Origin of the sequence: Gordonia sp. PP30 (assembly GCF_023100845.1) — a bacterium.
Taxonomy (GTDB): Bacteria; Actinomycetota; Actinomycetes; order Mycobacteriales; family Mycobacteriaceae; genus Gordonia.
Map to the genome: position 1 here is coordinate 840,419 of NZ_CP095864.1, position 26,243 is coordinate 866,661.

Genomic DNA, 26,243 nt, shown 5'->3' on the forward strand with positions numbered 1-26,243 from the left:
GGTTACAGCACGCCTGGCGGACGGAACTGGATACTCATCCGCGGCCCGGCGCCGGTCGCCTTCGGGACCGCGTGGTCCCAGGTGCGCTGACAGCTGCCGCCCATCACCAGCAGATCGCCGCTGCCGAGGGTGAAGCGCAACGACGCCCCGCCGCCGCGAGGCCGTAGCAGCAGGGCGCGCGGTGCGCCGAGCGAGACGATCGCCACGAGGGTGTCGTGGTGGGCGCCGCGGCCGATGCGGTCGCCGTGCCAGGCGACGCTGTCCCGCCCGTCGCGGTAGAGGCAGAGCCCGGCGCTCGCGAAGCCCTCCGGCAGGTCGCGTGCGTAGTGGGCGCTCAGGTCGGCGCGCAGCGTGTTCAGCAGTGGATCGGGGAGTGTCCGTCCGGCCGGATAGTGGGCGGTGAGACGCGGGACGTCGAGCGTCGCGTCGTACATGCGGCGCCGCTCCGCCCGCCACGGGACCGTCTGGACGAGCCTGTCGAACAGCGGCGCCGCCCCGGTCAGCCACCCCGGCCGCAGGTCCACCCAGGCGCCGTCGCTGAGCTCGCGGCGGCGGATACCGGTCGCGAGGGCACGGACCACCGGCCCGGCTGTATTCGCGGGCGCGTCGAACAGCGAATCCTGAATCCCGGCGCCGGTCATGTCGCCAGCGTACGCCGAATAGAACGTATGTGCGATGCGTGTCTCGTCGACCGTGTCGGAGCGGCTACAGGGAGCGGAGGCGGCGGGCGGCTTCGGCGATCACTTCGGGGCGTTTGGAGAAGGCGAAGCGGACGAGGTGGTCCCAGTGGGGGTGATCGGTGAAGGCGCTCACCGGGACCGCGGCGACGCCGATCTGGGCAGGCAGTGCACGACACATCGCCGCGCCGTCGTGGTAGCCGAGCGGCCGGGGATCGGCCAGCACGAAGTACGTGCCGTCGGTGTGGTGGACGCCGAAACCGGCATCGGCCAGGGCCGCCGACAGCGCGACCTGGGCTTGCTCCAGGTCGCCGGCCATCGACCGCACCCACGCCGCCTCCGTCCGCAGGGCGAGGGCGACGGCGGGCTGGAACGGCCCGCTGCCGACGTAGCTCAGATACTGTTTGGCCCCGCGTGCGGCGGCCACCAGCTCCGGCGGGCCGCAGACCCAGCCGACCTTCCAGCCGGTCACGTTGAACGTCTTCGCGGCGCTGGAGATCCGCAGGGTGCGCTCGCGCATGCCGTCGAACGTCGCCAGCGGGCGATGAGTCAGCCCGCCGAACAGCAGGTGCTCGTACACCTCGTCGGCGATGGCCACCACGTCGTGCTCCACGCAGAGCCGCGCGATCTCGGCGAGTTCGTCGTCGGTCAGCGCGGTGCCCGTCGGATTGTGCGGGGTGTTGACCAGGATCGCGGCGGTGTCCGGGCCGAACGCGGCGCGCAGCGCGTCGAGATCGAGCCGGAAGCCGGCGCCGCCGTCGGGGCGGGTGTCGGGGACCAGTGGCACGGTGCGCCGCACCGCCCCGGCGAGGGCGACGGTGGCCGCGTACGAGTCGTAGTACGGCTCGATCATGATCACCTCGCGGCCCGGTTCCACCAGGCCGAGCACGCTTCCGGCGATGGCCTCGGTGGCGCCGACGGTCACCAGCACCTCGGTGTCCGGGTCGTACGACAGGCCGTAGTCGCGACTCTGCTGCTCGCTGATCGCCTGCCGCAGCACGGGCACGCCGATCCCCGGCGGGTACTGGTTGTGCCCGTCGGCGATCGCGGCTCGCGCGGCGTCGAGCATGGCCGCGGGCCCGTCGGTGTCCGGGAAGCCCTGCCCGAGGTTGATCGCGTCGTGCGCGACCGCCAGCGCCGACATCTCGGCGAAAATGGTTTCGGCGAACGGCCGCAGCCGCCGCACCAGGTGCGCGGTCACCTCACTCCACCATCGGCAGGTCGGCGGCGTCGATGATCCGGTACGCGTAGCCCTGCTCGGCCAGGAACCGCTGCCGGTGCGCGGCGTAGTCGGCGTCCAGGCTGTCCCGGGAGACGACGGAATAGAAGTGCGCCTGCCCGCCGCCGGCCTTCGGGCGCAGCAGGCGGCCGAGGCGCTGCGCCTCCTCCTGCCGGGAGCCGAAGGTGCCCGACACCTGCACGGCGACGGAGGCCTCCGGCAGGTCGATGGAGAAATTCGCGACCTTGGAGACCACGAGCGTGGTGATCTCGCCGCGCCGGAACGCGTCGAACAGCTTCTCCCGCTCGGCGTTGCGGGTGGAGCCCTGGATCACCGGCGCGTCCAGTTCCCGGCCCAGTTCTTCGAGCTGGTCGATGTAGGCGCCGATCACCAGGGTCTGCGCGCCGCGGTGCTGGGCGAGGATCGACCGCACCACCCGCAGCTTGGAATGGGCCGTCGAGCACAGCTTGTACTTCGTGTCGGCCTCGGCGACGGCGTACTGGAGCCGCTCGTCGTCGGACATGGTGACGCGCACCTCGATGCACTCGGCGGGTGCGATCCAGCCCTGTGCCTCGATGTCCTTCCAGGGCGCGTCGTACCGCTTGGGGCCGATCAGACTGAACACGTCGCCCTCGCGGCCGTCCTCGCGGACCAGTGTCGCGGTCAGGCCGAGGCGGCGGCGCGACTGCAGGTCGGCGGTCATCCGGAAGACCGGCGCGGGCAGCAGGTGCACCTCGTCGTAGATGATGAGGCCCCAGTCGCGCGAGTCGAACAGGTCGAGATTGCGGTACTCGCCCTTCGACTTCCGGGTCATCACCTGATAGGTCGCGATGGTGACCGGCCGGATCTCCTTGCGCTCGCCGGAGTACTCGCCGATCTCCTCTTCGGTGAGCGAGGTGCGGGCGATCAGCTCGCGCTTCCACTGCCGGCCGGCGACGGTGTTGGTCACCAGGATCAGCGTGGTCGCCCCGGCCTTGGCCATCGCCGCCGCGCCGACCATCGTCTTGCCCGCACCGCACGGCAGCACGACGACGCCGGAGCCGCCCGCCCAGAACGAATCCGCCGCGAACTGCTGGTAGTCGCGCAGCTCCCAGTCGTCCTGTTCCAGTTCGATGGGGTGCGCCTCGCCGTCCACATAGCCCGCGAGGTCCTCGGCCGGCCAGCCGATCTTCAGCAGTGCCTGCTTCAGCCGTCCCCGCTCGGACGGATGCACGACGACGGTGTCCTCGTCGATCCGTGCGCCGAGCATCGGCGCGATCTTCTTGTTGCGCAGCACTTCTTCGAGGACGGCGCGGTCGAGCGAGACCAGGCTCAGGCCGTGCGCCGGATTCTTGGTCAGTTGCAGCCGGCCGAAGCGGCCCATGGTGTCGACGATGTCGACCAGCAGCGGTTGCGGCACCGGATAGCGCGAGAAGGTGACCAGGGCGTCGACCACCTGCTCGGCGTCGTGCCCGGCGGCCCGCGCGTTCCACAACGCCAGCGGTGTCACCCGGTAGGTGTGGACGTGCTCGGGGGCGCGTTCGAGTTCGGCGAAGGGGGCGATCGCCGCACGCGCGGCACCGGCCTGCGGGTGATCGATCTCCAGCAGCACGGTCTTGTCCGATTGGACGATCAGGGGTCCGTCAGTCACGCGTTCTATTGTCCTACAGCAGCTCGAGGGTGGTGATCCGGTGGAGTGAGTACCGGGCGTCGTCGTCGGTGTCGGTGCTGCCGATCAGCTGCCCGGCGGCCAGTGACCGCGGCCGGACGACGTGTTTGCTGGCCGCGCCGTGCGCGTCGACGTAGCCGACGCGCACCTGCTTGCCGGTGCGCAGGGCCAGCTGGACCAGCGCGGAGGCGCTCTCGCCGCCGCCGGTCACCCGCACCGAGCCGGCCGCGGGCTCGTCGGCTCGGTCGGCGACCCGCAGCCGGTCGACCACGCTCGCCGCCTGGCCGGGGGAGATCCGGGCACGACGCTGCGGCGCCCGGGCGCCCCGGGTGCGTGCCGGGACACGGCTGCCGCGGGCGCGCAGATCGATCAGGGCGCCGGACGAGTCCTCGCCGGCCGGAGCGAATCCGCCGCGCCGGAGGGCGTCGATCACGTCGCGGACCGGTGCGGGGGAGACGGCCACGGTCGCCGCCAGCGCGCGCAACGAGACCTCGGCGGCGGCCTCGCTGCGCAGGACGCCGGCCAGCAGCGCGGGATCCTCGCAGCGCACGAACGACGACGCCACGCCCACCCGCAGACTCCCGTGCCGCTGGGCGACGTCGTCGACGAGGTAGGTCAGCGACTGCGGGACCGGCGTCCGGGAACGACTCGCCAGCAGCGCGTTGATCTCCGATCCGGAACGGCCGGAGTCGAGGGCGCGGCGCAGGCTGTCTTCGCTGATCCGGTACACCGACGCGGCGCCGCCGGACTCCAGATCGGCGATCGCCTGCACGTGCTCGGCCAGTTCCGGAGTCATCGGGCCGGGCACCATCAGGGTGAGGTCGGCCTGCACCAGGAAGTGGTCGACGGGCGACGGCAGCGCGCGGTCCATCGCGGCCAGCGTCGCCGCGGCGGTGTCCTCGTCGTCCGGGCCGGCCCCGGTCAGCAGTGCCCGTCCGGGTGCGGTGAGGCAGCCGTGGGCCACCAGGCCGAGCTCGGTGGCCTCGCGCAGCGTCTCGCCGACGAAGCGCCGTGTCCAGCGGCGCACTTGCCGCGGATGCCGCCAGACGAGTGCGGCGATGAGGTCGTCGAGTTCGACCGGGGCGGCCGCTTCGGCGGACACCAGCGGTTCGAGGACCTGGTGCCGGGTGAGCGGGGCGGCGGCGTCGAACAAGCCGGAACTCAGCGCGGCGAGCGTGTTGCCGTCGCGATCGGTGTCCCCGATCTGCCACGGCCGCCGCGGCAGCTCCAGCCAGGCGGTCGCCAGCGTGTACCAGCGCCGCTCGGGACCGGTGTGTTCCCAGGCATCGACGGCGGTGGTGGGCGCGAACGACTCCTCGCCGTTCCAGTCGGCGGGTTCGGGTTCGGGGAAGCCGGAATCGAGCAGCCGGGCACCGGCCAGCAGCTCCACCAGGAGTCCGACGCGGGCCACCGGCAGACCGGTGGCCTTGGCCAGGCGGCGCAGTTCGCGGATACCGACGCCGCCCGAGCGCAGTTCGGCGGCCGGGGCACGGCCGAGGACGTCGAGCAGGTCGCCCGCGTGCCGGAGCAGTTCGAGCGCCTCACCGGCGCCGGCGGCATCGATCTGGTCGGCGGTGAACCGGCCGGTGCCGCTGGTCAGGGCCGGCGCTTCGAGGACGGCCGTGCGCAGCGGCGGCTCGCCCTTCAGCAGCTGTCCGGCCATCGGCACCAGCTCGACGGTCTGCTCGTCGATCCGGGCCAGCAGGCCGCACGCGATCAGCCGGGGCACGGGCGCGCTCGGATCGGCGTCGGGGGCCGCGTCCCGGCTGCGGCCGAGCGGCGGCCCGGCGGCCAGCGTGGTGAGCAGTTCGCGGGGACGGTCGTCGAGACCGTCGAGCAGGGCGCGGATCTCGTCGGGGGTCGCGGTGGCGAGCGGGCCGATCAGGTGGTGCCCGCGCCACGGGAGCGCCGAACTCAGGTGGATGCCGGCGACCCACGCGGGTTTGCGCGCGGTGCCGGTCCCCGAGTCCCAGATCAGGCCGCGGGCGGCCAGGTCCGCGAGCCGGGCGTCGACCTCGGCGCGCTTGAGGCGACGGCCCAGGCGGGCGACGATCTCGTCGCGGCCGACCGGTCCGAGCAGGTCGTGCTGGACGCCGGGGCCGGCGGCGTCGAGAAACGCCTCCAGGACGGCGATCCCGGCCAGATCCAGGCCGTCGCCGGCCAGCGCGATCGACGCGGCGGACAGGGCGCGCTGGGCGAGCACCGCCGTGCCGCGCGGCGGCGGTGAGGCCAGATCCGGACGGCGGAGCAGCAGCGCGCTCAACTCGTCGTCGGAGCGTCCGGCCAGCGTCTCGGCCAGGCCGCGCTGGGGTCGGTCCGTGGTCATCGGATCCATGCTACCGACCGCGTGCGGAGGGGACTTGGGTCCCGGCTTTGCCGGTGGGTGCCGCGTGCCCGGCACCGCCATGGCAGAATGAGCGTCGTGGCTAAGAAGAATTCCTACGTCGACAACGGCTGGCCTGAGATCTCGGAAGAGGATCACGCCGTGACCGAGTTCACCGCTCACCTCGCCGGCGCACTGTCGCCGTTCGGCAACGAGACCCCGTTCCCGGTGCCCGCGAGCGAGCTCTCGTTCATTCAGCCGAAGACCGTCGTCAACCGCTGACGCGCAGCGTCCGAAACCCCGTACCGGCTCGGTGCGGGGTTTTTCGTCTGTTCTCCTACGCGTGACCGTCCGCCGGTCGGCGGATGCGAGGAAGCCCGCACCGAATCGGTGCGGGCTTCCTCGTCGTTCGGGGGTGTCGGTCAGAGACCGAGCGCCTTCTTGTTCTGATTGAACAGGTCCAGCTGGCCCTTGTCGAGCTTGTAGCCCGAGTTCTGCAGGGCCTGAGCGGCGCTGGCGAGCTCCGGGTTCTTCTTGGCCTGCGCGATGGCCTCGTCGGTGTTCGCCGCGTCGGCGGAGGAGCCGTTCGACGAGCCGTTGCCGGACGGGCCGACCTTCGGCAGCTTCGGGGTGGCCGGAGCGGTGCGCGGGGTGGCGCCGGAGAGCCCGGTGCCGCAGACCGGCCAGGCGCCCTTGCCCTGGCTGGCGAGCACGCGCTCACCGACGGCGATCTGCTGCTCGCGGCTGGCCTGGTCGGCCGACGGAGCGTACTGGGTGCCACCGTGGGCGGCCCAGGTGCTCGGGGCGAACTGCAGGCCGCCCTGGTACCCGTTGCCGGTGTTGATGTGCCAGTTGCCGCCCGACTCACACTGAGCGACGGCGTCCCACTCGGAGTCGGTCGCAGCGGCGGCGTGGCCGCCGCCGAACAGGGCCGCGCCGCCGCCGAGGACGGCGGAGGTCAGGGCCACCTTGGCGATGGTCTTGGTGGTGCTGGACGACGGCTTCGCGTGACGTGCCATAGGTCTCTGGTATTCCTCTCTCCACGCGCCTGCGAAGTCAGCTGTCGGGTTCGAGCGAGAGGTGCTCGGTCCCGGTCCGGCGAGCCGGTCCGGGGACTTAACCCCAAGGCGAGCCATCCTGCGATGGCCTGCCGTTATCCGGTGGGATGGTGGGTCCCCCGCCCTCGTTCCTGAACTGTGTCGTTCGGTACTCCCGGCGGCGGAACGAGGTTGGGCGCGACCGTCGGGATATTGGGTTGTCGGTGCCGGTGAGGGCGACCGGAATGAAGACTACGTAATCGGAATGGGGGAAGTCACCCCGTCCGGAAACCCCGGATTTCCGGGGTGTTCCCGGGTCTTTCGGCCCGTTCGGGCATCCGCGCAGGTAATCGCACTGACGGCCGTCCCGTGTCTCGTTCGTTATCGCCCCGTTATGTGACTAAGGTCACAGCCAGATTGAGACCTGGAACACGCGCGACTATCCGCCGGACTCGCGGCGCGCCTCCAGCGCGCGGAAGGTGCTCGCGTGGAAGACGAGCGGCTCGGCTCCCGGGTCGCTGCACAGCGAGGTGATCCGGAGCAGCACGACGGTATGGTCGCCCGCCTCGTACTCGCCGGCGAGCGTGCACAGCAGATGGGCGACGGCCCCGGGCAGGAACAGGGCGCCGCCGCCGGCGGTGAGCGGCTCGACGCCGTCGAACCGGTGCGCAGGCGGACCGGCGAGCTGACGGCAGAGATCGCCCTGATCGGCGGCGAACACGCTCACTCCGAGTTCCGGTGCGGTGCGCAGCAACGGCCAGGTGGCCGATTCGCGGCGCACGCACACCGACACCAGCGGCGGATCGAGGGACACCGTGGTGAACGCGCTGGCCGCCATGCCGATCGGGCCGTCACCGGCCGGGGCGTCGGCGGGATCGACGTCGGCGGGGCCGCCCCGGCGGCAGACCGCGACCACGCCGGACGGGAAGCAGCTGTAGGCCCGTTTGAGGGCGCTCGAGTCGTCGGCGCTGTCCAGCACGATCGCGGTGTCGGTCATCGGCGGCGACGTCCCTGCAGCAGCGCGAAGACGACGGCCAGCAGCAATCCGAGTGGAGCGAGCAACGCGAGCAGGTAGGTGACCACCACGACCGCCTCGTTGGAGTCGCGGACGGCCGGCACCAGCAGCAGCAGGCTGGCGATCGCGCCGATCACCACCATGATCACGGCCGCCGGGAGCAGCGGGGACGACTTCTGGGTCTCCATGGCCCCCACCGTAGTCCTGGGCGTACGATCAGGCGAAGTGCGCCTCTTGCCCTTTCCGCGGATGTCCGACGGGCCGGGCAGGGCGCTTTCGTATGAGCAGTCACGAGCAGTTTGAGGGTGAGCGCAGTGCCGACCGGCCGGGTGAAGTGGTACGACTCCGAGAAGGGGTTCGGATTCCTGTCGCAGGAAGACGGGGAGGACGTCTACGTGCGTGCCTCCGCGCTGTCCGACGGGGCCGAGGGCCTGAAAGCCGGTCAGCGCGTCGAGTTCGACATGGCGGCCGGGCGACGGGGCCCGCAGGCGCTGCGCGTCACCGTGCTGGAGGCCGCGCCGAGTGTCGCCCGGAACGTGCGGGAGACCCAGCAGGCCGCGACCAAGCGGCACACCCCGGATGAGCTGCACGGCCTGATCGCCGATCTGATCACCCTGCTCGAGGGCAAGGTGCAGCCGGATCTGCGCAACGGCCGCTACCCGGACCGCAAGACGGCCCGGCGCATCTCGGAGGTCGTGCGCGCGGTGACCCGCGAACTCGACCGCTGAGTCCGAGTGTCGCAGGCTGATATCGGACTCGGCCTGTTGTGCCTACCGGAATTCTGAGGCGGAGGTTGCGTCTTGGCCCGGCGCTGTTCGCAGGACCGGAAGGATCGCGTGCGCTCCTACACGGGTCCGGTGTACACCGTGAACGTCGCCTCCGGCGGAGCACGTCTCTCGCCTCGATCCCATTCGAACATCCAGCCCCGACTGCGTGACGGCTACGGCTGGTTCGACGCCGGCCCATTGGATTTGGCGACCGTCGACCGCATCGTCATTTCTTGTCATACCCTGGTCTTATAGTCATTTTAACGGTACAGAATCAGGTGGCGCACACCGTGATGTGCCAGTACTGTTGACCATAGGTAGATCGAACACTCACTTCGGGGGAGGTGACCGCCATGGCCGACGCGATCGGCGACGCGTTGGCGGCCCGCTGGGCCGCGGTCGATTTCACTGCGGCCGGGATGGTGCCGGCCGACCGGGCCGATGACGACAAGACGCAGTGCCGGTCGTGGGCCGTCTATGCCGAGACGGCGTGGCGGGGGCAGACGTTCTTGTACTGGCGGCAGTTGTATGCGGTCGGTCAGTTCCTCGACATCGCGCTGGCGACCCTGGATGACCGGGTCTGTGCGGGTGAGGACCAGCACGACTTGTTCGATCCGTACACGGCGGCGGTGGAATTCTTCGGCTACTACTTCGCCGGGAATCGGCGGGCCACCCGCGCGCTGGTCGGGACGGCGATCGCGGCCGCCCAGCGGCTCCCGCAGACCGCGGACCTGTTGCGCCGGACCGTCATTTCGCCGGAGATGTTCGACAAGGTCGCCTGTCGCACGGACATCGTCGACGACAGCGCGATCATGGCGCAGGTCGACGCCGATCTGGCCGGTGCGCTCGCCGCGGCCGGGCACATCTCGGAGACGGCGGCCGAGCGGATCGCCGATCGGGTGGTGCACAAGCGCGACGCCGATGCGGAGCGGAAGCAGCGGGAGAAGGCGCGGCGGCGGAAGAATGTGACCAGTCGTGATTTCACTGATGGTTTGGGTGGGGTCACGATCACCGCGGACGCTGAGGAGGCGCGTCTGGCGTATGAGGCGGTGGAGGCGATGATCGCCGGGGTCTGCCCGAACGACCCCCGTACCAAGGGCATGCTCCGGTCGGCGGCCGCTATCGCACGCCTGCGCAGGCTGCCGTTCACCTGTGCGTGCACCGACAAAGAAGCGTGTACCGCGACGTTGGGTGAGGAGGAGATTTCGGAGCGGCAGGCCCGGATCACCGTGCACGCGATCTGTCAGAAGTCGACGCTGGCCGGCGAGGATGATGAGCCGGCGTTTCTTGATGGGCACGGTCCGATCAGTGCCGGGCATGTCCGCGACCTTGCCCAGCGCCCCGACGCGCTGGTGCGGGACCTCGACCTGGGTGCCCTGCTGCGTCCCCGATCCGCCACGGTGATCCCCGAGACTGACGACACGCCAGCCGGTGCTCCCGCGGAACCGGGCGAGGACGCCACCGACACCGATGCCACGGACGGCGGACATGGCGCCGGGCACCGGCCCGGTGCAGCCGCCGACCCCGCCCGGTCTGATGATCCGGATGTCGGGCGGCCGGCTGGGCTCCGGCCCGCCGACGACCGCGGACAGGTCGAGAGAAACGACCCCGCAACTGAGGCGCCTAACCCCGGCGGCACCGGCCGCGGCGCCGAGGTGCACGAGCATGACACCGGCATCGGAATTGGTCCCGGACCACGCGCGAGCGAACACACCGAGCCCGACCATCGCGAGCCCGGACAGCCCGAGCAGCACCGGACCGGACAGGCCGAATCCCGTGGTGAGGTTCCGGCGGCGTTTCTGGCCGGGCAGGCTCTGCCGAGTGACCCGTATCGGCCCTCCGAAGCTCTCGGCGTCCTGGTGCGGGCCCTGTTCGGGACCTGTACCGTCCCGGGTTGCGAGCAGCCGGCGTGGAACTGCGAACTCGATCACTGTGAGGAGTTCGACCAGTTCTGTCCCGCTTCCGGCGGCCCGACCTGCTTGTGCAATGTCGGACCCAAATGTAAGCGTCATCACCTGCTGAAGACGTTCCTGGGTGCCGCGAATCCCGAGGATGGGTGGGTCGATGAGCAGTGGATCGACGATCGCGGTGTGGTGTGGACGGCGATCACCGCGTACGGCACCACCGTCGAGACCCGGGCGGAGAATCAGTGGCTGTTCCCCCAACTGGCTGGGGTGAGTTGTGTCCACCAGGCCCACCCGCCTCCCGAATCACCACCAACCGGTCCAACACCGTCCGACGGCGCGGGCGGGAGCGCGGCAGGGGGCGGTTTGCGGGCCGCGACCGCTTACAAGCACGCCTGGCGACGATCTGAACGCGCGCGCCTGCGTCGCGCCCGGGAGCGCGCCGAAGCCGCCGACGGCCCACCACCGTTCTAAGAACCAGGCGGAGTCCAGACACCACGCGGAGGACGCGGGATCTGCGCCACGGCGCAGCCTTGCTGGCAAAACGCAGCTGTCACCACAAGGTCAGAGCGAAGTGATTTCGGTTCCGATGTAAGGCTGGAATACTACGCGACCGGCGCGGTCTCCGCGGGCGGGGCCTGCGGCGTCTCGCTCGTCGGCGGCGTGGCAGGTGCCGGTGCCGGCGTCTCGTCTGACGCCGGAACCGTGAAGCCATCCGGCACGGTCGAGACGGCGAAGTGGCCGCGCGCCGCGATGTCGCCGCGCCCGGCGTTGATCGCCGCCTCGATGTCGTCGTTCCCGGTGCCGGTGACCCGCGCCGACAGCGGCTGGATCTCGATGCCCAGGAGGACGCGGTCGCGGGTGGACGGCAGCGTCTGCGTGTAGGTGGTGTCCGGCAGGTGGAGCCAGTCCTGCTGGGTCACGCCGCGCGGTGTCGCGTAGCTCGCGATCAGGATCCAGGGGCCGTCGGACACCTCCGACGGCACCGACACGGTCAGCGCGTCACCGATGGCCACCGGCAAACGGTCGACCGGGAGGGCGGCGATCTCCTCGTCGCTCATCAGCCGCGGCGTGCACTCGGTGAGCTTCACATCGCACCAGAACGTCGGCGCGAGCCGCGTGTACGACTTGCCCGCCGCCAGCGAGACCTTCGGCTCGGGCTCGGCGGTGTTCACGACCAGCAGCGTGGTCGCCACCGCGATCACGACGACGGCCGCGGCGACGGCCGCGGCCAGAATCGTCAGTGCCTTCTTGTCACTCGGCTGCAGGGACACGGACTGACCTCACTCGGATGCTCGGGGGGAACGCGGCCGGGGCTGCGGACGCGTCGGCGGAACGGAGCGCTGGGCCGCGGTCGGCCGCTGCGACGGGCTGTCGTGCGTGCGGCGCTCGGGCGTGCGCAGGGGTGCGGTGGGGGCGGGCTCGTCCGGGCGACGGCCGCCGAAACCGGGGATCAGGGTGCCGCCGCGGCTGGTCACGACGGTCTGCACCAGGCCGGCGCCCATCAGCACCGACACCACGGTGAAGCCGATCCAGAGCGTCGTCGGCAGCACGACGCCCAGGGCGGCACCGATCACCCAGCACAGCTGAAGAACCGTCTCGGAGCGGCCGAAGGCGGATGCGCGGGAGGCCTCGGGCAGGTCGTCCTGGATGGTGGAGTCCAGACAGACCTTGGCGATCGCGCTGACCGCGGAACCGACGAAGCCGGCGACGATGACCATCGCCAGGGTGCCGAAGACCGCGGCCAGCACGGTGGCGACGGTGGCGGCCGCGGTGGACAGCACGATGATCCGCGGCGGATTGGACAGCTTGAGCCGGGTGCCGAGCCCGTTGCCGAGCCCGTTGCCGACGCCGGCGGCGGCGCCGACCGCGCCGAGCATCGCCAGCTGAGCCCAGCCGCCGCCACTGTGATTCTGGGCCTTGGCGTAGAAGGCCACGTACAGGGTGAGGAAGCCGGTCAGGATGCGGATGGTGCCGTTGCCCCAGAGACCGGTCACCACGGTCCGGCCCAGCGGCTGGCGCATGCTCGCGGCCAGGCGCGACGACAGGCCGCGGGCACCGGTCGCCCGCGCGGCGGGGTCGGCCTGCGGTTCGCCGTGATAGGTGAGGGTGGTCGGCACCTCGCCCTCGGTCACCTCCACCCACGACGGGATCTTCATGCAGAAGTACGCGCCGGCGATGCCGAGCACCGCCAGGAACACCATCGCGCCCGGGATGTGGAACGGCATCAGCTTGCCCAGCAGGAATTCCAGCGCCGCGGCGATACCGCCGGCCACGATGGTCCCGAAGACCAGGCCGAACATGGTGAGGCGGGAGTTGACCCGCACCAGGTCGATCGACGGCGGAAGGACGCGCGGCGCCACCGCGGACTTGAGGACGCCGAACGATTTCGACAGCACCATCAGCCCGAGGGCGCACGGATACAGGATCCACGGCTTGTATTGCAGCTGGCCGGAGACCGGATCCCACGACGAGTTCACGATGATCAGCAGCGCCAGCACGGTGCGCAGCGCGAACGTCGTGGCCATCGCGATCCGGCGGCCGTGCTGGAGCTTGTCCAGGATCGGCCCGATCAGCGGGGCGATCACCGCGAACGGTGCGATGGTCAGCGCCAGGTAGAGCCCGACGTTCACTTTGGACTCACCGGTCGCGGCGGCGAAGAAGAGGGTGTTGGCCAGCGCGACGGCCATCGCCGCGTCGACCGCGTAGTTGACGATCACCGGCATGGTCAGCGCGGTGAGGCCGGACCGGTCGGCGCCGTCGGCGGTGGCGGCGCGGTACACCATGTCGACGCCGCGGGCGCCGAAATACCGGGTCCGGCGTGCCATGACGCGCAGCACGGTCACCTTCTCCGGCGGGACGTACGCGGCTCCGGCACGTCCGGACGGGGCGGCCCGGGTGTGCGAGGCGGTGGCCGCGTCGTCACCGAACTCATGCGTCGGCGCGTCGCCGAGCGGCGGGAGATGCGGATTGTGCGTGCGCGGCGGAAGGTAGGCGCCGCTGGCCGCGTCGTACCGGCGGCCCCGGCCGCCCGGCGGGTCCGCCGGGTAGTTCCCGTGCCCCGGATGCGGCGCGCGGCGACGCGGCGGCGGTGCACCGGGGGACCGGTGACCGTCGTCGCGGGGGGATCGGGATGCCACGACGTCGATTGTTCCCTATCCGGTGGGCGCCGCGGCGGATGGGCGGGCGGCGCGGCGGCGAAGGTGCATTCGGGCGACGCGCTGTTGCACACTAGAGGGGTGAGTGTCGTAGCACAGACGGACCTGCTGGAGCAGGCGGAGCAGTTCGCGCGGAGCGTGCTGGTCAGCGAGGGCGAGATCCCCGGTGAGCACCTCGGCGCGCGGGCCGAGAGCGACTCGGCGGTGGCCCACTACTTCACCGCGCAGGTGCCGGGGTACCGGGGCTGGCAGTGGTGCGTCGTGCTGGCCGGGGCGCCGGGGTCGTCGGAGATCACCGTCTCCGAGGTGGTCCTGCTGCCCGGCGACGGTGCGCTGCTCGCGCCCGAGTGGGTGCCGTGGTCCGACCGTATCGCGAGCGGTGACCTCGGTCCGGGCGATCTCCTCGCCTCGCCGCCCGACGATCCTCGGCTCGTTCCCGGCTACATCGACACCCTCGACGTCGATCCGATCGACCGCGACCAGGTCGGCCAGGTGGCCGGCGAGATCGGTCTCGGACGCGACCGCCTGCTCTCCTACGAGGGCCGCGCCGAGGCCGCCCAGCGCTGGCACGACGGCGAATACGGCCCCGATTCGGCGATGGCCCGCGCCGCCCGGTTCAACTGCGCGGCCTGCGGCTACTACCTGCCGCTCGCCGGGGCGCTGCACGGCGCATTCGGCGTCTGCGCCAATGAATACGCGGCCGACGGGCACGTCGTCGCCGCCGACTACGGCTGCGGCGCCCACGCGGACACCCCGATGCCGCCCGGCGGTCAGGGCAGCCCGGCGTACGACGCCTACGACGACGGCGCGGTCGAGGTCGTGACCGTGGTCCGCGAGGCCTAGCGACTTGTCGGCGGGGCGTGAGCCCGGCGTGGACCCGTTCGGCACGGCCGCGTTGCGGGCCGCGACGCTGGCGGCCTGGCGGGACTCGCCGACCCGGCTCGCCGAGGACGCCGCCGCCGAGGACGACCTCCGGCAGATCGGCTATCGCGACCGGTGGTTCACCGAACTCGCCGCGAACGCGGCGGATGCGGCGCTGGCCGCCGGGGTTCCGGGGCGGCTGGTCGTGCGCGCCGACGCCGCGGCGGGCCTGGTGCGGGTCGGGAACACGGGTGCACCGCTCACCGTCGACGGCGTGCGCGCGCTGACCGCGCTGCGTGTCTCGCCCAAGGGCGGGCACCGCGAGGTCGGGCGGTTCGGCGTCGGCTTCCGGGCCACCTCGTTCGCGGACCGGGTGGATCTGCTGTCGTCGTCCGGCTCCATCACCTTCGATCGCGCGCGCACCGCCGACGCACTCGATCCGGCGCTGCGCGGCCATCGCGTCCCCGGTCAGCGCCTGGCCTGGCCGCTCGACGAGGCGCCGTCGACCGGCCTCGATTCGGAGGTGGTGCTGCACGTCCGCGATGCCGCCCGGGTGACCGAACTGCTCGACCAGGCTCGTGCCGAGGCCCCCGACCTGCTGCTCGAACTGACCGCGCTGGGCGAGATCGACGTGGCCGGGCGGGTGCTGACCCGCCGCGAGCGGGCCGGCCGGGTCGAGATCATCGACGACGGCCGGGTGGTGGCGACCTGGCTGGAGAGCACCGCGGGCGGCCATCGCTGGCTGGTGCCGGTCGACGACGCCGGTATCCACCCGCTGACCGGTGACGTCCTCCGCGCCCCGACGCCCACGCAGATCCCGCTCTCGCTGCCCGCGCGGCTGATCACCGACCTGCCGCTCACCCCCGACCGGCGCGGGCTGCACCCCGATGCCGATGCCGCGGCGGCCGCCGCCGGATACACCGGTCTCCTGCTTCTGGTCGCCGCCGAGCAGCGGCACCTGCTGGTGCCGGCGCCCGCGTTCGCGGCGTCGGGGCCCGACGGGGTGCTGCGTGAGGCGGTGCTCGCCGAACTCGCGGCGACCCGCTGGGTGCCGTCGTCGTCCGGCGACGAACCGCTGGCGCCGGAACGCACCTGGGTGCTGCGCGGCCTCACCGCCGATCTCGCGGAGCTGCTGGGCGAGGTGATCGCACCGCTCGCCGCTCCGGAGTCGAGCGACGGTGCTGCCGCCCGCACCCTGCTGCGCCTCGGCGCCCGGGAGACGAGCCTGGCCGAGGTCGCCGACCTGCTCGCCGGTGTGGTGCGGCCGGCGCGGTGGTGGGCACGCCTCTACGCGGCGCTCGACCCGCTGACCTCGACCCGGGAAGCCGCCGAGGAACTGGGCGCGCTCCCGGTGCCGCGCGCCGATGGACGAACCCGCCGCGGGGTGCGCGGGCTGGCCGTCGTCGACCTGCCCCGCGGCGCCGACATTCCGGTGGACTGGATCCCGGTGATCGATCCCGCGGCGTACCACCCGCTGCTGGACCGGCTCGGCCTGGAACGACTCTCGATCGGCGACGTGCTCGCGCACCCGGCGTTGCAGCAGCGGATGGACGCCGCCGACGACGACGAACTCGAGGAACTGGCCGATACGGTGCTGCGGCTGGTCGCCGCGGACGAATCGGCCGGCTCGGCGCTTCCGGGGTGGCTCGGTGCGCTGCCGGTGCGGGCCGCCGACGGCAGCGACCGGCCGGTGGACGAGCTGCTGCTGCCCGGGAGCCCGCTGCACGACGTGCTGTACGACGACGCCGGGCTCGGCCTCGTCGACCCGGCCGTCGTCGAGGCGTACGGCGCCGGCCCGCTGCGGCGGCTGGGCGCGGGCTGGGGCTTCGCGCCGGTCTACGACGACCTGCCGACCGCGCCCGACCACGACCTCGACGGCGAGGAGGACTGGTGGGACTTCGTGGGCGTGCCGCCCGAGCGGCTGATCGCCGTGCGGGACCTCGACCTGGTGGACCCCGACCGGTGGCGCCCGGCCTTGGCGCTCCTCGCGGCCGATCCGGAGATCGCCGCGCAGTTCGCCGACCGCGACGGCTACCTCGTGTGGTGGCTGCGGCGCCATGCCGAGATCGACGGTCGCCCGCTGCGGGAGTTCCGCGCTCCCGGCGACCCGCGCTGGGCGGGCCTGTTCGACCCGCTCGACCATCCCGCCGCGGACGTTCTCGCGCCCCTGACGGCCGGTGCCGGACCGGACGACGCCGACGACGCGGCCGCCTGGCTGGCGGCGCTCGCCGATCCCGGCCGGGCCGTCGCGCCGGGGGTCGCGGCGCGCGCCCATGCCGCCCTGGTCGCGGCGCGGGCCGCCGGACGGATCCGGCTCGACGACATCGAGCCGCCGGAGGCGCTGCGCACGATGACCGGGACGGTCACCCGCGAGCCCGTCGTCGTCGACCAGCCGTGGCTGCTGCCGGTGGTACCGCGCCAGATCGCGGTCCTGGCCGGGCCGCACCCGGAGCCGTCGTCGGCGGCCGCGTTCGCGGAACTGGCCGACGCGCCGCTCGCCTCGGAGACGGTGGTGGCACAGGTGGTGTCGTCGGGCCGGCCGCTCGACGCCGACGCGCCCGAGGCCGTCGAGATCGCCGCGGCGACCGGCTGGGACCTGAGCGGTCTGCTGCTGCTGCACGACCGCCTCGACGTGGCCGTGCTGGCCGACGGCGAGGAGCGCCGGGTGACCGTTCCACGCTGGCGCGATGCCGCGGACACCCTGCACCTGGGGTCTGTACGGTGGACTCGATGAGTCTCTCGCCGTTCGCCTTCGACCAGAACGTGACCCACTGGGTGCTCGGTATCCGCGGCGAGCCGTGGAACTCGCTCTGGCAGATGGTGACCGTGCTGGGCGACACACTCACTCTCACGCTCGTGGTGATCGCGGTGTTCGTGCTCGCGTGGATGGGCAACCGGATCGATCTCGCGGCCCTGATCGCGGCCGGCACGCTGTCCGGCTACGCGCTGATGTCGATACTCAAACACACCTTCGGCCGCCAGCGCCCGCCGATCGCCGACCGGCTGATCGACGTCGGCGGCCTGTCGTTCCCGTCCGGGCACGCGATGATGTCGACGGTGGTCTACGGCCTGGCCGCGGTGATCTGCTATCGGCTGTACGCGTGGGTCCGCGAGCATCCGCTGGTGCTGGCGGTCGCGCCGCTGCTGGCCGTGGTGGTCGGGCTGTCCCGCGTCTACCTGGGGGCGCACTGGCTGTCGGACGTCCTGGTCGGCTGGACGCTCGGCGCGGTGTGGATCGCGGTCTGTTTGATCGCGCACGCCCAGATCTCCCCCTGGGTCCGGGCCCGGACCGAGCCGTCCGCGGCCTAGTCGAGGCCCTGCTGGGCGCCCTTGCTGCCGCGGCGCACCGCCGCCTGCTGAACCAGGACGATGGTGGTGCCGAGCAGACCCACCGCCAGACCGACCAGGCACACCAGGAGCGTCCGGTCGCCGCCGATTCCGGTGGCGGCGACGACGATGGTGGCGACTAGCCAGGCGAGCATGCCGACGACGATCACCGGACCCGGTGCGCGCAGTCGTGCGGGCAGGTCGGGGACAGGGGTCGGCGCGGTCATGCTACCTACGGTAGCTTTTCTCGAATGAGCGATACCAACGAGCCGGCCGGCACCCCGGTGGTGACGCCCCCGGGCGGCGGCCGGGCCGGCGCCGTCGACCGCTTCTTCAAGATCGGTGAGCGCGGGTCGTCGTACGGGCGGGAGATCCGCGGCGGCCTGGTCACCTTCTTCACCATGGCCTACATCGTGGTGTTGAACCCGATCATCATCGGCGGTGTGGACGGCGTCGACCACAACCTCGACGTCAACGGCCACGTGCTGCCGATGCCGCAGGTCGCCGCGGTCACGGCGCTGGTCGCCGGCGTGATGACGCTGCTGATGGGCCTGGTCGCCAACTTCCCGTTCGCGATCGCGGCCGGTCTGGGCATCAACAGTCTGCTGGCGGTCACCATCGCGCCGACCATGAGCTGGCCCGCGGCCATGGGCCTGGTGGTGATCGACGGCATCATCATCGTGATTCTCGGTGTCACCGGCTTCCGGACGGCCGTCTTCAACGCGGTGCCCGCCGAACTCAAGTCGGCGATCGCCGCCGGTATCGGCGCGTTCATCGCGTTCATCGGTCTCGTCGACTCGGGCTTCGTCAGCCGCACGCCCGGCGGACCGCCGGTGCAGCTGGGTGTCGACGGCTCGGTGGCGACCGTGCCGGTGCTCCTGTTCGCGATCGGCGTCCTGCTGATGGGCGTGCTGACCGTCCGCAAGGTGCCGGGTGCGCTGCTGATCGGCATCGTCGTGATGACGATCGTCGCGCTGATCGTCGAAAGCATCCTGCACCTGGGGAGCGCTCAGACCCACGCCGGCGGCTGGGCGATGAACGTCCCGGGCACCCCGCACAGCTTCGGCAGCCTGCCCGACCTGAGCCTCCTCGGCAAAGTCGACCTGTTCGGCGCGTTCAACGGCTCGTTCGCCGACGTCGGCGTGCTGATGGCCTGCGTCTTCGTGTTCACCCTGGTGCTCTCGAACTTCTTCGACGCCATGGGCACGATGACCGGCGTCGGCAAGGAAGGCGGCCTCACCGACGCCGACGGCAACCTGCCCGGCATCGGGCGCGGCCTGGTGGTCGAGGGTGCCGGCGCGATCGTCGGCGGCGCCGCCTCGGCGTCGTCGAACACCGTCTTCGTCGAATCCGCGGCCGGTGTGGCCGAGGGCGCGCGGACCGGCTTCGCGAACGTGGTGACCGGCGGGCTGTTCGTGATCGCGATGTTCTTCACGCCGCTCTACGAGATCGTGCCGATGGAGGCGGTGACCCCGGCCCTGGTGGTCGTCGGTGCGCTGATGATGGCGCAGGTCCGCGACATCGACTTCAGCCGCTTCGAATACGCGCTGCCGGCCTTCCTGACCATCGTGATCATGCCGTTCACCTACTCGATCGCCAACGGCATCGGCGTCGGCTTCATCACCTGGGTGGTGATGGCGTCCGCCCGCGGCAAGTGGCGCACGGTCCACCCGCTGCTGTGGGTGGTCGCCGCGCTGTTCCTGCTCTACTTTGCCCGCGGTCCCATCTCCCACCTGATCGGCTGAGTCCGGGCCCAGTCGAGGAGCCACCGCGTGAAGTCCGGGCCACGCCGTAAAGCGAAGAACGTGAGTTCGACCGTGGTCGTCAGGTCCCGGGCCCGCAACCCCGCCGCATCGACGGTGGTCAGGTCGTCGAGGAAGTACCGCAGCCGCGGCAGCATGTCCCCGAACGCCGCTTCGAATAGCTCGTTGAGCCGGTCGGGCCCCCGGGGCCCGGCCGTGTCGAAACGACTTTCTGCGGTCGGGGGTGCGTTTCGACTCGATCTCGCCTGGCGGCTCGATCGGCTCAACGGGCGGTTGGGGGGTCCCGCGGCGTCGGCGGCGGTCAGGTCGTCGAGGAAGTACCGCAACCGCGGCAGCGGCGAAATCCCTAGAAGTAGGTTCCGGCGAAGGGCGCCCGGCGGCTGGAGAACAGAGCGTCGAGCAGGGCGACGGTGGCCTCCGAATAGGTGGACAGGCGGCCCGCGGCGGCGAACTCGCGCGCGGACATCCCGCCGCAGTACAGCGACGACAGCACCGAGATGTCGAGCTTCACCTGGGGCACGGTGGCCATCTCGGACGACGACGGCTCCCGCCGCACCTCGGCGCGCCCGTCGGCGACCCGCAGGAGGTACCGGCCGCCGCGCTTCCCCCAGCCGTCGGCGACGTCGAGCACGACGGCCCCGTTCACGTCGTACGAGCGCAGTTCGAGGGCGGCGGCCACGTCGAGGATCGACACCCACAGTTCGTCGGTGCGGCCCGTCGAGCGGACGGCGCGGTGGTTGCGGAGCTTCCACGGCAGCGGGTCGTCGACGGGGATCTTCGCGACGACGGAGCCGACCAGGTCGAGCCCGGTGAGCACCCGCCAGAGATCGGTGTGCGCCTGCTCGGTCACCGCGCAGAAGTCCTCGACGGTGGCGGTGTTGGTGCGGGCGTCGAGCCGGTAGGCGGCGTAGCCGTCCTCGTGCAGCAGATAGTGCAGCCCGGTGGTCTGGGAGTTCCGGCGGAAGCCGCGATCGGCCAGGATCGACGGCCACCAGGTCTTCGGGCGGCCGACGGCGCCGGGCCGGGTGAGGGCCCACCGGTCGTGCAGCTTGGGGATGCGCGCGGCGATCTGCTCGGGCGTGCCGTAGCGGACATGGGAGTCGCTCTCCGGCGGGGTGCGCCACGAGACCGCGGCCGGGTCGACGGTGACCGACTCGGCGAAGCACGCCGGACCGAAGCCGAAGCGCTCGTAGATGCCGCCCTCCGATGCGGTCAGGATCGCGAGCGGGACCTCGGCCCGCCGCCAGGAGGCGAACTGCTCGGTCATCATCGCGCGCAGCAGCCCGCGGCGACGGTGCGTGGCCGCCACCGACACCCACGACAGCCCGGCCGTCCGCACCGCCGTCCCGCCCGGGACGGTCAGTGGCAGCAGATGCCACAGCGAGACGGCGACCAGCGGAGCACCCTCGGAGCCCTCATCGCGCACCACGATGGTTTCCCGCACCTTGCCGCGGAACTCCTCGATCTCCGCGTCCGGCAGCGGCGCGGGCAGAGCGAAGCTGCGGGCGTCGAGCGCCATGATCTCGGGCCAGTCGTCGTCGACGGCGCGGCGCAGGGACAGCGGGGCGGCGAGGGGGCGGGGCACGTTGCTGGTCACCGTGATGAGTCTGCCAGGGTGGACCCATGCCGCATCCCCTGACCGTCGACGTCGTGGACATCACCGATCCCAGCGACCCCCGCGTCGACGACTTCCGCGATCTCAACTCGGTGGACCGCCGTCCCGACCTGCCCGCGCTCCCGGGTGGCCGCAAGGGCAAGGGCCTGGTGATCGCCGAGGGCGTGACCGTCGCGCAGCGGATGATCGCCTCCCGGTTCGCCCCGCACGCCTTCCTCGGCGTGGACAAGCGGCTCGGCGAGCTGGCCGCCGCCGGCTCGGTGACACCGGGCGCCGACGGCGTGCCGTTCTACCGCGCCGACGCCGACGTGATGGCCGCGATCGTCGGATTCCATCTCAACCGCGGCGTGCTCGGCGCGGCACGACGACCCGAACCGCTGTCGATCCCCGAGGTGATCGCCGGCGCGCGAACGGTCGCGGTACTGGAGGGCGTGAACGACCACGAGAACATCGGCAGCATCTTCCGCAACGCCGCCGGTCTGGGCGTGGACGCGGTGATCTTCGGCGCCGGGTGCGCGGATCCGCTGTACCGCCGGAGCATCCGCGTCTCGATGGGGCACGTGCTGCTGGTGCCGTTCGCCACCTACGACGGCCGGTGGCCCGACCAGCTCGGTCTGCTCTCCGGGGCCGGATTCACGCTGGTGGCGCTCACACCGGGAGAGGGGTCGGTGCCGCTGGCCGAGGCGGTGACCGGGGACAAGGTGGCCTTCCTGGTCGGCGCGGAGGGGCCGGGGCTCGTCGAGCACACCATGCGGCAGTGCGATGTCCGTGCCCGCATTCCGATGAGCCGCGGCACCGACTCGCTCAACGTGGCCACGGCCGCGGCGGTCGCCTTCTACGAACGGGCCCGCTGACGCGGAACGTCGGACGCGCCCTAGTCCTCGGGGTGGGCGCGGACGCCGAGCAGCACGTCCTCCCACGCGGGTACCGCGGGCTTGCCGCGCTTGGCACGGTGCCGATTCTGGGCGGGCCGATCGTCGTCGGACGACGTCGAGGGCCGCTTGCGCTCGGCGAGTTCCCGCGGCGTCGGGATCGACGGCGGCGCGGTCTCCGCGGAGGCCGTCTCCGTCGCGGGCTCCGGCTCCGCATCGGCCGGCGCGGGCTCCTCGTCGGGCCGTGCCGGGGGTGTCGAGTACTGCAGGTCCAGGACGTCGGCCAGCGGCACGTGGGTCGGTGCCTTCCGGCGGATCGGTGCCGCCTGCTGCGTCTCGATCAGCGTGTTCGCGTCGACGGTCACCTCTTCGTGTCCGTCGGGCAGCACCTCGCGGTGGGGCTCGGGGCGAGGTGCGGGCCGCGAGGGCACCGCGGCCAGCCGGGTCCGACGTGCCGCGCGCGCGATCTCCGGGTCGGTCAGTTCGACCGCCAGCTCGTCGATCGCGTCGGTGGTGCCGCCGTGCGTGCCCGGGTAGAAGCGCCAGTGCGCGAAGTTCTCGGTGGAGCCCTCGTAGAACGACACCTGGACCACCCACTGGCCGTCGTCGGCCTTCCACGAATCCCAGCGGGCGTCGGCGGGCACCGCGCTGCGCAGCACCAGGCATTCGGTGACGAGCTCGCCGAGCGTCGCCAGGCGCGGGCCGTCCATGCTCATCGGATGCGAGGCGCGCGCGAGTTCTGCGGCGCGGGCCCGTTCGAGCAGCACCGGATGCGCGTAGCGCTCGATCTTCGACACGGAGACGCCGGCGATCTCGGCCAGTTCCTCGACGGAGGCGCCGGCCCGGATCCGGGACTGGATCTCGCGGGGCCGCAGCGCGGCGTCGCCGGCCACCGGGATCTGTCCGAGTTCGGTGGTGTCGGCGCGGGCGGCGGCGCGCAGATCGTCGTCGGCCCGGATCCGGAAGTGCTCGTCGGTCTCGCGATCGATGCAGACCACGTACTGCCCGTCGGACTCGACGCGCAGCACTTCGAGCTCACGCATACGGTCCTCCCTCGACTCGCCGGTTGCGCCCAGCCTAGCCGAATGCCGCGTGTCCGTCGGTCGGACACGCGGCAAACGTGCTGTTCACAGGTGTTGTGCGGAGAGCGATCAGAGCCGCTCGACGATGTAGTCGATGGCCTGGGTCAGCGTGGTGACGTCGGCCGGCTCGATCGCCGGGAACATGCCGATGCGCAGCTGGTTGCGGCCCAGCTTGCGGTACGGCTCGGTGTCGACGATCCCGTTGGCGCGCAGCGTCTTCGCCACGGCCGCGGCGTCGACGTCGTCGGTGAAGTCGATGGTGCCGACCACCTGGCTGCGATGCGCCTCGTCGGCGAACGGGGTGGCGAACGACGACTTCTCGGCCCAGTCGTACAGGCGCGAGCTGGAATCCTTGGTGCGCGCGACGCACCAGTCGAGTCCACCGTTCGCGTTCATCCAGTCGATCTGGTTCTTGAAGAGCAGCAGCGAGCCGACGGCCGGGGTGTTGTAGGTCTGGTCCTTCGGGCTGTTCTCCACCGCGGTCTGCAGCGACAGGAACTCAGGGATGTACCGGTCGGTCGCGGCGATCTCGGCGACGCGCTCCAGCGCGGCCGGGCTCATGATCGCGACCCAGAGGCCGCCGTCGGAGGCGAAGCACTTCTGCGGTGCGAAGTAGTAGACATCGGTGGCGCTGATGTCGACCGGCAGGCCGCCCGCGCCCGAGGTGGCGTCGATCGCGACGAGCGCGTCACCGGCGGCGGCCGGGCGCAGCACCGGCACGGCGACGCCGGTCGAGGTCTCGTTGTGCGCCCAGCCGATCAGGTCCACGCCGGCCGCGTCGTCGGCGGTGATCGCGGCGGGATCGGGGGCGGTGCCCGGGTCGGTGGAGATCACCTTCGGGTCGTCGAGCCACGGCGCCTTCTTGGTGACGGTGGCGAACTTCGACGAGAACTCGCCGTAGGTCAGGTTCAGTGCCTGCTTGCGGACCAGGCCGAACGCGGCCGCATCCCAGAACGCGGTGGTGCCGCCGTTGGAGAGGACCACCTGGTAGCCGTCCGGCAGCGAGAAGAGCTCGGTCAGTCCGGCGCGGATGTCGCCGACCACGTTCTTCACCGGGGCCTGGCGGTGGCTGGTGCCGAAGACCGACGCGCCGGTGTCCACCAGGAATTGCAGTTGTTCGGGACGGACCTTCGACGGTCCGCAGCCGAAGCGGCCGTCGGTGGGCAGGAGTTCGGCGGGCAGCGTGATCTGCGAATCGGTCATGGAGACAGTTTAGGGTGTGACACGCGTCGCACCCGGTCAGGGCGTACGCAACGCCTGACCGGGTGCGAGCGAGGGACTCAGTACTGGCCGGGTGCCGGCGGGTAGCCCGCGCCCGCTTCCGGCGCGGTGGCGAACCAGCGCTTGGCGGTCTCGGTGGCGTACAGCAGGATCGGCACCGCGATGGTGGCGACGATGCCCCAGCAGGTGAGGATCAGCAGCGCCGCGGCGACGGTGGCGGTGATGCGGGTCGCGTTCGACCGGCTCGTGAACAGCCAGGCGCCGGCGGCGACGGCGAACAGCGACAGGAGCAGGCCGATCAGGCCGGCGACGACGACCAGGCCGTGGGAGACGCCCGAGTAGACGCCGCTCGAGGACCCGACGATGAGACTGATCACCTGGATGACCGCGAGGACGGCGCCGATCGCGCACAGGATGATGCCCGCGGCGAGGACCGAACCGGGCCGCGTGGTGAGCGGTGCGGGCCCGCCGAAACCGGGCGGCGGCGGGCCGGGCTGTCCGGCCGGGTACGGGGTGCCCGGGATTCCGGCGCCGGGGTACTGGCCGCCCTGGTAGGGATTGTCCTGCGGCACGCCGCCGGGGTACTGGGGCGGCTGAAAGGGCTCGCCGGACGGCTGCTGATTAGGGTCGTGAGGCGGCTGTGTCATCGAGTTGCTTCTCCTTTGTGTCGGATCTGTCTGAACGTCATCCAAGCATGTGAATGCGGTGACGCGAGTCTTTCGTCAGCGCGCGGCGGGTGGAAACGGGACTTCGGGCTCCGCGTGGAACCACTTCTTCGACGACTCCGGCGCGAACGGCAGGATCGGCGCCGCGACCGCGGCCGCGATCGCGCTGCAGGTGAGAAGCAAGAGCACGGCGACGACGGTTGCGGCGCCCGGCGGGTCTTGCGTGGAGCGTGGAAGGGCTGAGTCCCTGCTTCTCCTATGCCGGAATCGTCCGCCGACATCCATGCGCACGGGCGATCCGGAACTGCCCGTCAGTACGGGGCCGGCGGGAGCGGGGCCTCGGGCTCGGCGCGGAACCACTTCTTCGCCGACTCCGGCGCGAACAGCAGGATCGGGACCGCGATGGAGGCGACGATCCCGTAGCAGGTGATCGCCAGCAGCACCGCGGCGATGGTCGCGCAGATCCGGGCGGCATTCGACCGGCTGACCAGCAGCCAGACACCGATTCCCGCGGCGACCAGGCAGAGGACGATCTGGACGATGAGGAATACGTTCATCACGCTCTGACCGAGCTGCTCGGCGTCCGGGTCGAGTTTGCTGGTGTCGGTGTAGTCCCCGATGTTGATCCCGGCGGCCATGAGGGCGCCGGTGAGGATCGCCAGGAAGACGCCGCCCACGATCAGAATGATCGCCGCGACGATCACCGGTACCGGCCGGCGAGTCGGCGCCGGTGCGACGGCGGCCGGAATGCCCGGGTATGCGGTGGCCGGAGCGCCGGCCACCGCGTACGGCTGTCCCGGGTACGACTGCGGCGGGTACGCCGCGCCCGGATAGGCGGGACCGGGGTACCCGGTCCCGGGCAGCGGCGTCCCGGACGTCGTCGGCGCGTACGGGCTGCTCGGTCCGGTCTCCGGTACGGCCCGGGCGAACGACGATTCGCTGAACGGCTCCTGCGTGAACGGCTCGTGCGTGTACGGCTCCGGCGCAGCGGGAGCCGGCGCGTGCGGTGCCGCGGACTGGTCGCCGGGCCGCTCGGTGGGGTCGGTCGGCTGCGTCATGGCGATTCCTTCAGCTCGTTCGGGCGGGGGT

At 71.7% G+C, this 26,243-nt stretch carries 24 protein-coding genes and 1 riboswitch; of the genes, 8 read left to right on the forward strand and 16 right to left on the reverse strand.

Going from position 1 to position 26,243, the window contains the following annotated elements; genetic code table 11:
• Positions 1–2 precede the first annotated feature (2 nt).
• From MYK68_RS03835 to MYK68_RS03850, 4 genes are all read right to left on the reverse strand, one after another.
• Positions 3–641 carry an alpha-ketoglutarate-dependent dioxygenase AlkB gene (locus tag MYK68_RS03835; RefSeq protein ID WP_247866396.1) on the reverse strand — a complete coding sequence of 213 codons (639 nt, stop codon included), beginning with the start codon at positions 639–641 and terminating at the stop codon, positions 3–5.
• Positions 642–705: 64 nt separating this feature from the next.
• The gene (locus MYK68_RS03840) at positions 706–1,821 is read right to left on the reverse strand and encodes a pyridoxal phosphate-dependent aminotransferase (RefSeq protein ID WP_247867914.1); all 1,116 of its coding nucleotides are present in this window, start codon (positions 1,819–1,821) and stop codon (positions 706–708) included.
• A 58-nt stretch (positions 1,822–1,879) separates the two neighbouring features.
• Positions 1,880–3,526 carry a DNA repair helicase XPB gene (locus tag MYK68_RS03845; protein WP_247866397.1) on the reverse strand — a complete coding sequence of 549 codons (1,647 nt, stop codon included), beginning with the start codon at positions 3,524–3,526 and terminating at the stop codon, positions 1,880–1,882.
• Between the two features lie 13 nt (positions 3,527–3,539).
• Positions 3,540–5,870, reverse strand: coding sequence for a helicase-associated domain-containing protein (locus MYK68_RS03850; RefSeq protein ID WP_247866398.1), 2,331 nt, complete (start codon positions 5,868–5,870; stop codon positions 3,540–3,542).
• 87 nt (positions 5,871–5,957) lie between these two features.
• Here MYK68_RS03850 and MYK68_RS03855 point away from each other — a divergent pair, with 87 nt between their 5' ends.
• Positions 5,958–6,149, forward strand: a complete 192-nt coding sequence (locus tag MYK68_RS03855; RefSeq protein ID WP_247866399.1) for a hypothetical protein — start codon at positions 5,958–5,960, stop codon at positions 6,147–6,149.
• A gap of 140 nt (positions 6,150–6,289) precedes the next feature.
• On the opposite strand, the gene MYK68_RS03860 is transcribed toward MYK68_RS03855, so the two are convergent.
• The 3 genes from MYK68_RS03860 to MYK68_RS03870 form a co-directional block, all read right to left on the reverse strand.
• Entirely contained in the window at positions 6,290–6,886 is a 597-nt protein-coding gene (locus MYK68_RS03860) for a transglycosylase family protein (RefSeq protein ID WP_247866400.1), read from the reverse strand.
• Between the two features lie 10 nt (positions 6,887–6,896).
• Positions 6,897–7,079, reverse strand: a riboswitch (cyclic di-AMP (ydaO/yuaA leader).
• A 264-nt stretch (positions 7,080–7,343) separates the two neighbouring features.
• A complete protein-coding gene (locus tag MYK68_RS03865) occupies positions 7,344–7,901 on the reverse strand; it encodes a flavin reductase family protein (RefSeq protein WP_247866401.1) in 558 nt (185 codons plus the stop codon).
• Entirely contained in the window at positions 7,898–8,107 is a 210-nt protein-coding gene (locus MYK68_RS03870; protein ID WP_247866402.1) for a hypothetical protein, read from the reverse strand. Before MYK68_RS03870 ends, MYK68_RS03865 begins: the two co-directional genes overlap by 4 nt.
• 126 nt (positions 8,108–8,233) lie before the next feature.
• Between MYK68_RS03870 and MYK68_RS20745 the strand changes: the two genes are divergently transcribed.
• Together MYK68_RS20745 and MYK68_RS03880 are read left to right on the forward strand one after the other, a co-directional pair.
• Entirely contained in the window at positions 8,234–8,647 is a 414-nt protein-coding gene (locus MYK68_RS20745; protein ID WP_283255299.1) for a cold-shock protein, read from the forward strand.
• 392 nt (positions 8,648–9,039) lie between these two features.
• Positions 9,040–11,064 carry a DUF222 domain-containing protein gene (locus MYK68_RS03880; protein ID WP_247866403.1) on the forward strand — a complete coding sequence of 675 codons (2,025 nt, stop codon included), beginning with the start codon at positions 9,040–9,042 and terminating at the stop codon, positions 11,062–11,064.
• Between the two features lie 131 nt (positions 11,065–11,195).
• Here MYK68_RS03880 and MYK68_RS03885 read toward each other — a convergent pair whose 3' ends face one another.
• Both MYK68_RS03885 and MYK68_RS03890 read right to left on the reverse strand, forming a co-directional pair.
• A complete protein-coding gene (locus tag MYK68_RS03885; protein ID WP_247866404.1) occupies positions 11,196–11,864 on the reverse strand; it encodes a DUF2771 family protein in 669 nt (222 codons plus the stop codon).
• 9 nt (positions 11,865–11,873) lie between these two features.
• Positions 11,874–13,730: an MFS transporter gene (locus tag MYK68_RS03890; protein WP_247866405.1), complete on the reverse strand. Its 1,857-nt coding sequence runs from the start codon at positions 13,728–13,730 to the stop codon at positions 11,874–11,876.
• 99 nt (positions 13,731–13,829) lie between these two features.
• Between MYK68_RS03890 and MYK68_RS03895 the strand changes: the two genes are divergently transcribed.
• Genes MYK68_RS03895 through MYK68_RS03905 form a run of 3 tightly spaced genes read left to right on the forward strand, consistent with a single transcriptional unit; the run spans position 13,830 to position 17,918 of the window.
• Positions 13,830–14,591 carry a DUF3027 domain-containing protein gene (locus MYK68_RS03895; protein WP_247866406.1) on the forward strand — a complete coding sequence of 254 codons (762 nt, stop codon included), beginning with the start codon at positions 13,830–13,832 and terminating at the stop codon, positions 14,589–14,591.
• 28 nt (positions 14,592–14,619) lie between these two features.
• Positions 14,620–17,343: a sacsin N-terminal ATP-binding-like domain-containing protein gene (locus MYK68_RS03900; RefSeq protein WP_247866407.1), complete on the forward strand. Its 2,724-nt coding sequence runs from the start codon at positions 14,620–14,622 to the stop codon at positions 17,341–17,343.
• Positions 17,340–17,918, forward strand: coding sequence for a phosphatase PAP2 family protein (locus tag MYK68_RS03905; RefSeq protein WP_247866408.1), 579 nt, complete (start codon positions 17,340–17,342; stop codon positions 17,916–17,918). The genes MYK68_RS03900 and MYK68_RS03905 overlap by 4 nt, the downstream gene beginning before the upstream one ends.
• Here the strand turns inward: MYK68_RS03905 and MYK68_RS03910 are convergent.
• Positions 17,915–18,163, reverse strand: coding sequence for a DUF2530 domain-containing protein (locus tag MYK68_RS03910; RefSeq protein WP_247866409.1), 249 nt, complete (start codon positions 18,161–18,163; stop codon positions 17,915–17,917). The two genes, MYK68_RS03905 and MYK68_RS03910, sit on opposite strands and share 4 nt — an antisense overlap.
• 24 nt (positions 18,164–18,187) lie before the next feature.
• Here MYK68_RS03910 and MYK68_RS03915 point away from each other — a divergent pair, with 24 nt between their 5' ends.
• Entirely contained in the window at positions 18,188–19,681 is a 1,494-nt protein-coding gene (locus tag MYK68_RS03915) for an NCS2 family permease (RefSeq protein WP_247866410.1), read from the forward strand.
• Between the two features lie 364 nt (positions 19,682–20,045).
• Here the strand turns inward: MYK68_RS03915 and MYK68_RS03920 are convergent, their stop codons facing one another.
• Entirely contained in the window at positions 20,046–21,218 is a 1,173-nt protein-coding gene (locus MYK68_RS03920; protein WP_247867915.1) for a GNAT family N-acetyltransferase, read from the reverse strand.
• Between the two features lie 104 nt (positions 21,219–21,322).
• Between MYK68_RS03920 and MYK68_RS03925 the strand changes: the two genes are divergently transcribed.
• Positions 21,323–22,168, forward strand: a complete 846-nt coding sequence (locus MYK68_RS03925) for a TrmH family RNA methyltransferase (RefSeq protein ID WP_247866411.1) — start codon at positions 21,323–21,325, stop codon at positions 22,166–22,168.
• A 20-nt stretch (positions 22,169–22,188) separates the two neighbouring features.
• On the opposite strand, the gene sepH is transcribed toward MYK68_RS03925, so the two are convergent.
• The 5 genes from sepH to MYK68_RS03945 all read right to left on the reverse strand — a co-directional run bounded on the left by sepH (position 22,189) and on the right by MYK68_RS03945 (position 26,212).
• Positions 22,189–23,229 carry a septation protein SepH gene (gene sepH, locus MYK68_RS03930; protein WP_247866412.1) on the reverse strand — a complete coding sequence of 347 codons (1,041 nt, stop codon included), beginning with the start codon at positions 23,227–23,229 and terminating at the stop codon, positions 22,189–22,191.
• A gap of 108 nt (positions 23,230–23,337) precedes the next feature.
• Positions 23,338–24,471 carry a phosphoserine transaminase gene (serC, locus tag MYK68_RS03935; protein WP_247866413.1) on the reverse strand — a complete coding sequence of 378 codons (1,134 nt, stop codon included), beginning with the start codon at positions 24,469–24,471 and terminating at the stop codon, positions 23,338–23,340.
• 77 nt (positions 24,472–24,548) lie between these two features.
• Positions 24,549–25,136 carry a hypothetical protein gene (locus MYK68_RS03940; protein WP_247868150.1) on the reverse strand — a complete coding sequence of 196 codons (588 nt, stop codon included), beginning with the start codon at positions 25,134–25,136 and terminating at the stop codon, positions 24,549–24,551.
• A 75-nt stretch (positions 25,137–25,211) separates the two neighbouring features.
• Positions 25,212–25,343, reverse strand: coding sequence for a hypothetical protein (locus MYK68_RS20750; RefSeq protein WP_283255272.1), 132 nt, complete (start codon positions 25,341–25,343; stop codon positions 25,212–25,214).
• Between the two features lie 122 nt (positions 25,344–25,465).
• Positions 25,466–26,212: a hypothetical protein gene (locus MYK68_RS03945; RefSeq protein ID WP_247866414.1), complete on the reverse strand. Its 747-nt coding sequence runs from the start codon at positions 26,210–26,212 to the stop codon at positions 25,466–25,468.
• Between the last annotated feature and the right edge of the window lie 31 nt (positions 26,213–26,243).

Excerpts from the sequence above, each read along its gene's own strand:
- serC (WP_247866413.1), bottom strand. The coding sequence starts at position 24,471 with ATGACCGATTCGCAGATCACGCTGCCCGCCGAACTCCTGCCCACCGAC.
- MYK68_RS03840 (WP_247867914.1), bottom strand. The coding sequence starts at position 1,821 with ATGTCGGCGCTGGCGGTCGCGCACGACGCGATCAACCTCGGGCAGGGC.
- MYK68_RS03945 (WP_247866414.1), bottom strand. The coding sequence starts at position 26,212 with ATGACGCAGCCGACCGACCCCACCGAGCGGCCCGGCGACCAGTCCGCG.
- MYK68_RS03880 (WP_247866403.1), top strand. The coding sequence starts at position 9,040 with ATGGCCGACGCGATCGGCGACGCGTTGGCGGCCCGCTGGGCCGCGGTC.
- MYK68_RS03860 (WP_247866400.1), bottom strand. The coding sequence starts at position 6,886 with ATGGCACGTCACGCGAAGCCGTCGTCCAGCACCACCAAGACCATCGCC.
- MYK68_RS03920 (WP_247867915.1), bottom strand. The coding sequence starts at position 21,218 with ATGGCGCTCGACGCCCGCAGCTTCGCTCTGCCCGCGCCGCTGCCGGAC.
- MYK68_RS03855 (WP_247866399.1), top strand. The coding sequence starts at position 5,958 with ATGAGCGTCGTGGCTAAGAAGAATTCCTACGTCGACAACGGCTGGCCT.
- MYK68_RS03835 (WP_247866396.1), bottom strand. The coding sequence starts at position 641 with ATGACCGGCGCCGGGATTCAGGATTCGCTGTTCGACGCGCCCGCGAAT.
- MYK68_RS03870 (WP_247866402.1), bottom strand. The coding sequence starts at position 8,107 with ATGGAGACCCAGAAGTCGTCCCCGCTGCTCCCGGCGGCCGTGATCATG.
- MYK68_RS03905 (WP_247866408.1), top strand. The coding sequence starts at position 17,340 with ATGAGTCTCTCGCCGTTCGCCTTCGACCAGAACGTGACCCACTGGGTG.
- sepH (WP_247866412.1), bottom strand. The coding sequence starts at position 23,229 with ATGCGTGAGCTCGAAGTGCTGCGCGTCGAGTCCGACGGGCAGTACGTG.
- MYK68_RS03910 (WP_247866409.1), bottom strand. The coding sequence starts at position 18,163 with ATGACCGCGCCGACCCCTGTCCCCGACCTGCCCGCACGACTGCGCGCA.
- MYK68_RS03865 (WP_247866401.1), bottom strand. The coding sequence starts at position 7,901 with ATGACCGACACCGCGATCGTGCTGGACAGCGCCGACGACTCGAGCGCC.
- MYK68_RS03940 (WP_247868150.1), bottom strand. The coding sequence starts at position 25,136 with ATGACACAGCCGCCTCACGACCCTAATCAGCAGCCGTCCGGCGAGCCC.
- MYK68_RS03850 (WP_247866398.1), bottom strand. The coding sequence starts at position 5,870 with ATGACCACGGACCGACCCCAGCGCGGCCTGGCCGAGACGCTGGCCGGA.
- MYK68_RS03915 (WP_247866410.1), top strand. The coding sequence starts at position 18,188 with ATGAGCGATACCAACGAGCCGGCCGGCACCCCGGTGGTGACGCCCCCG.
- MYK68_RS03925 (WP_247866411.1), top strand. The coding sequence starts at position 21,323 with ATGCCGCATCCCCTGACCGTCGACGTCGTGGACATCACCGATCCCAGC.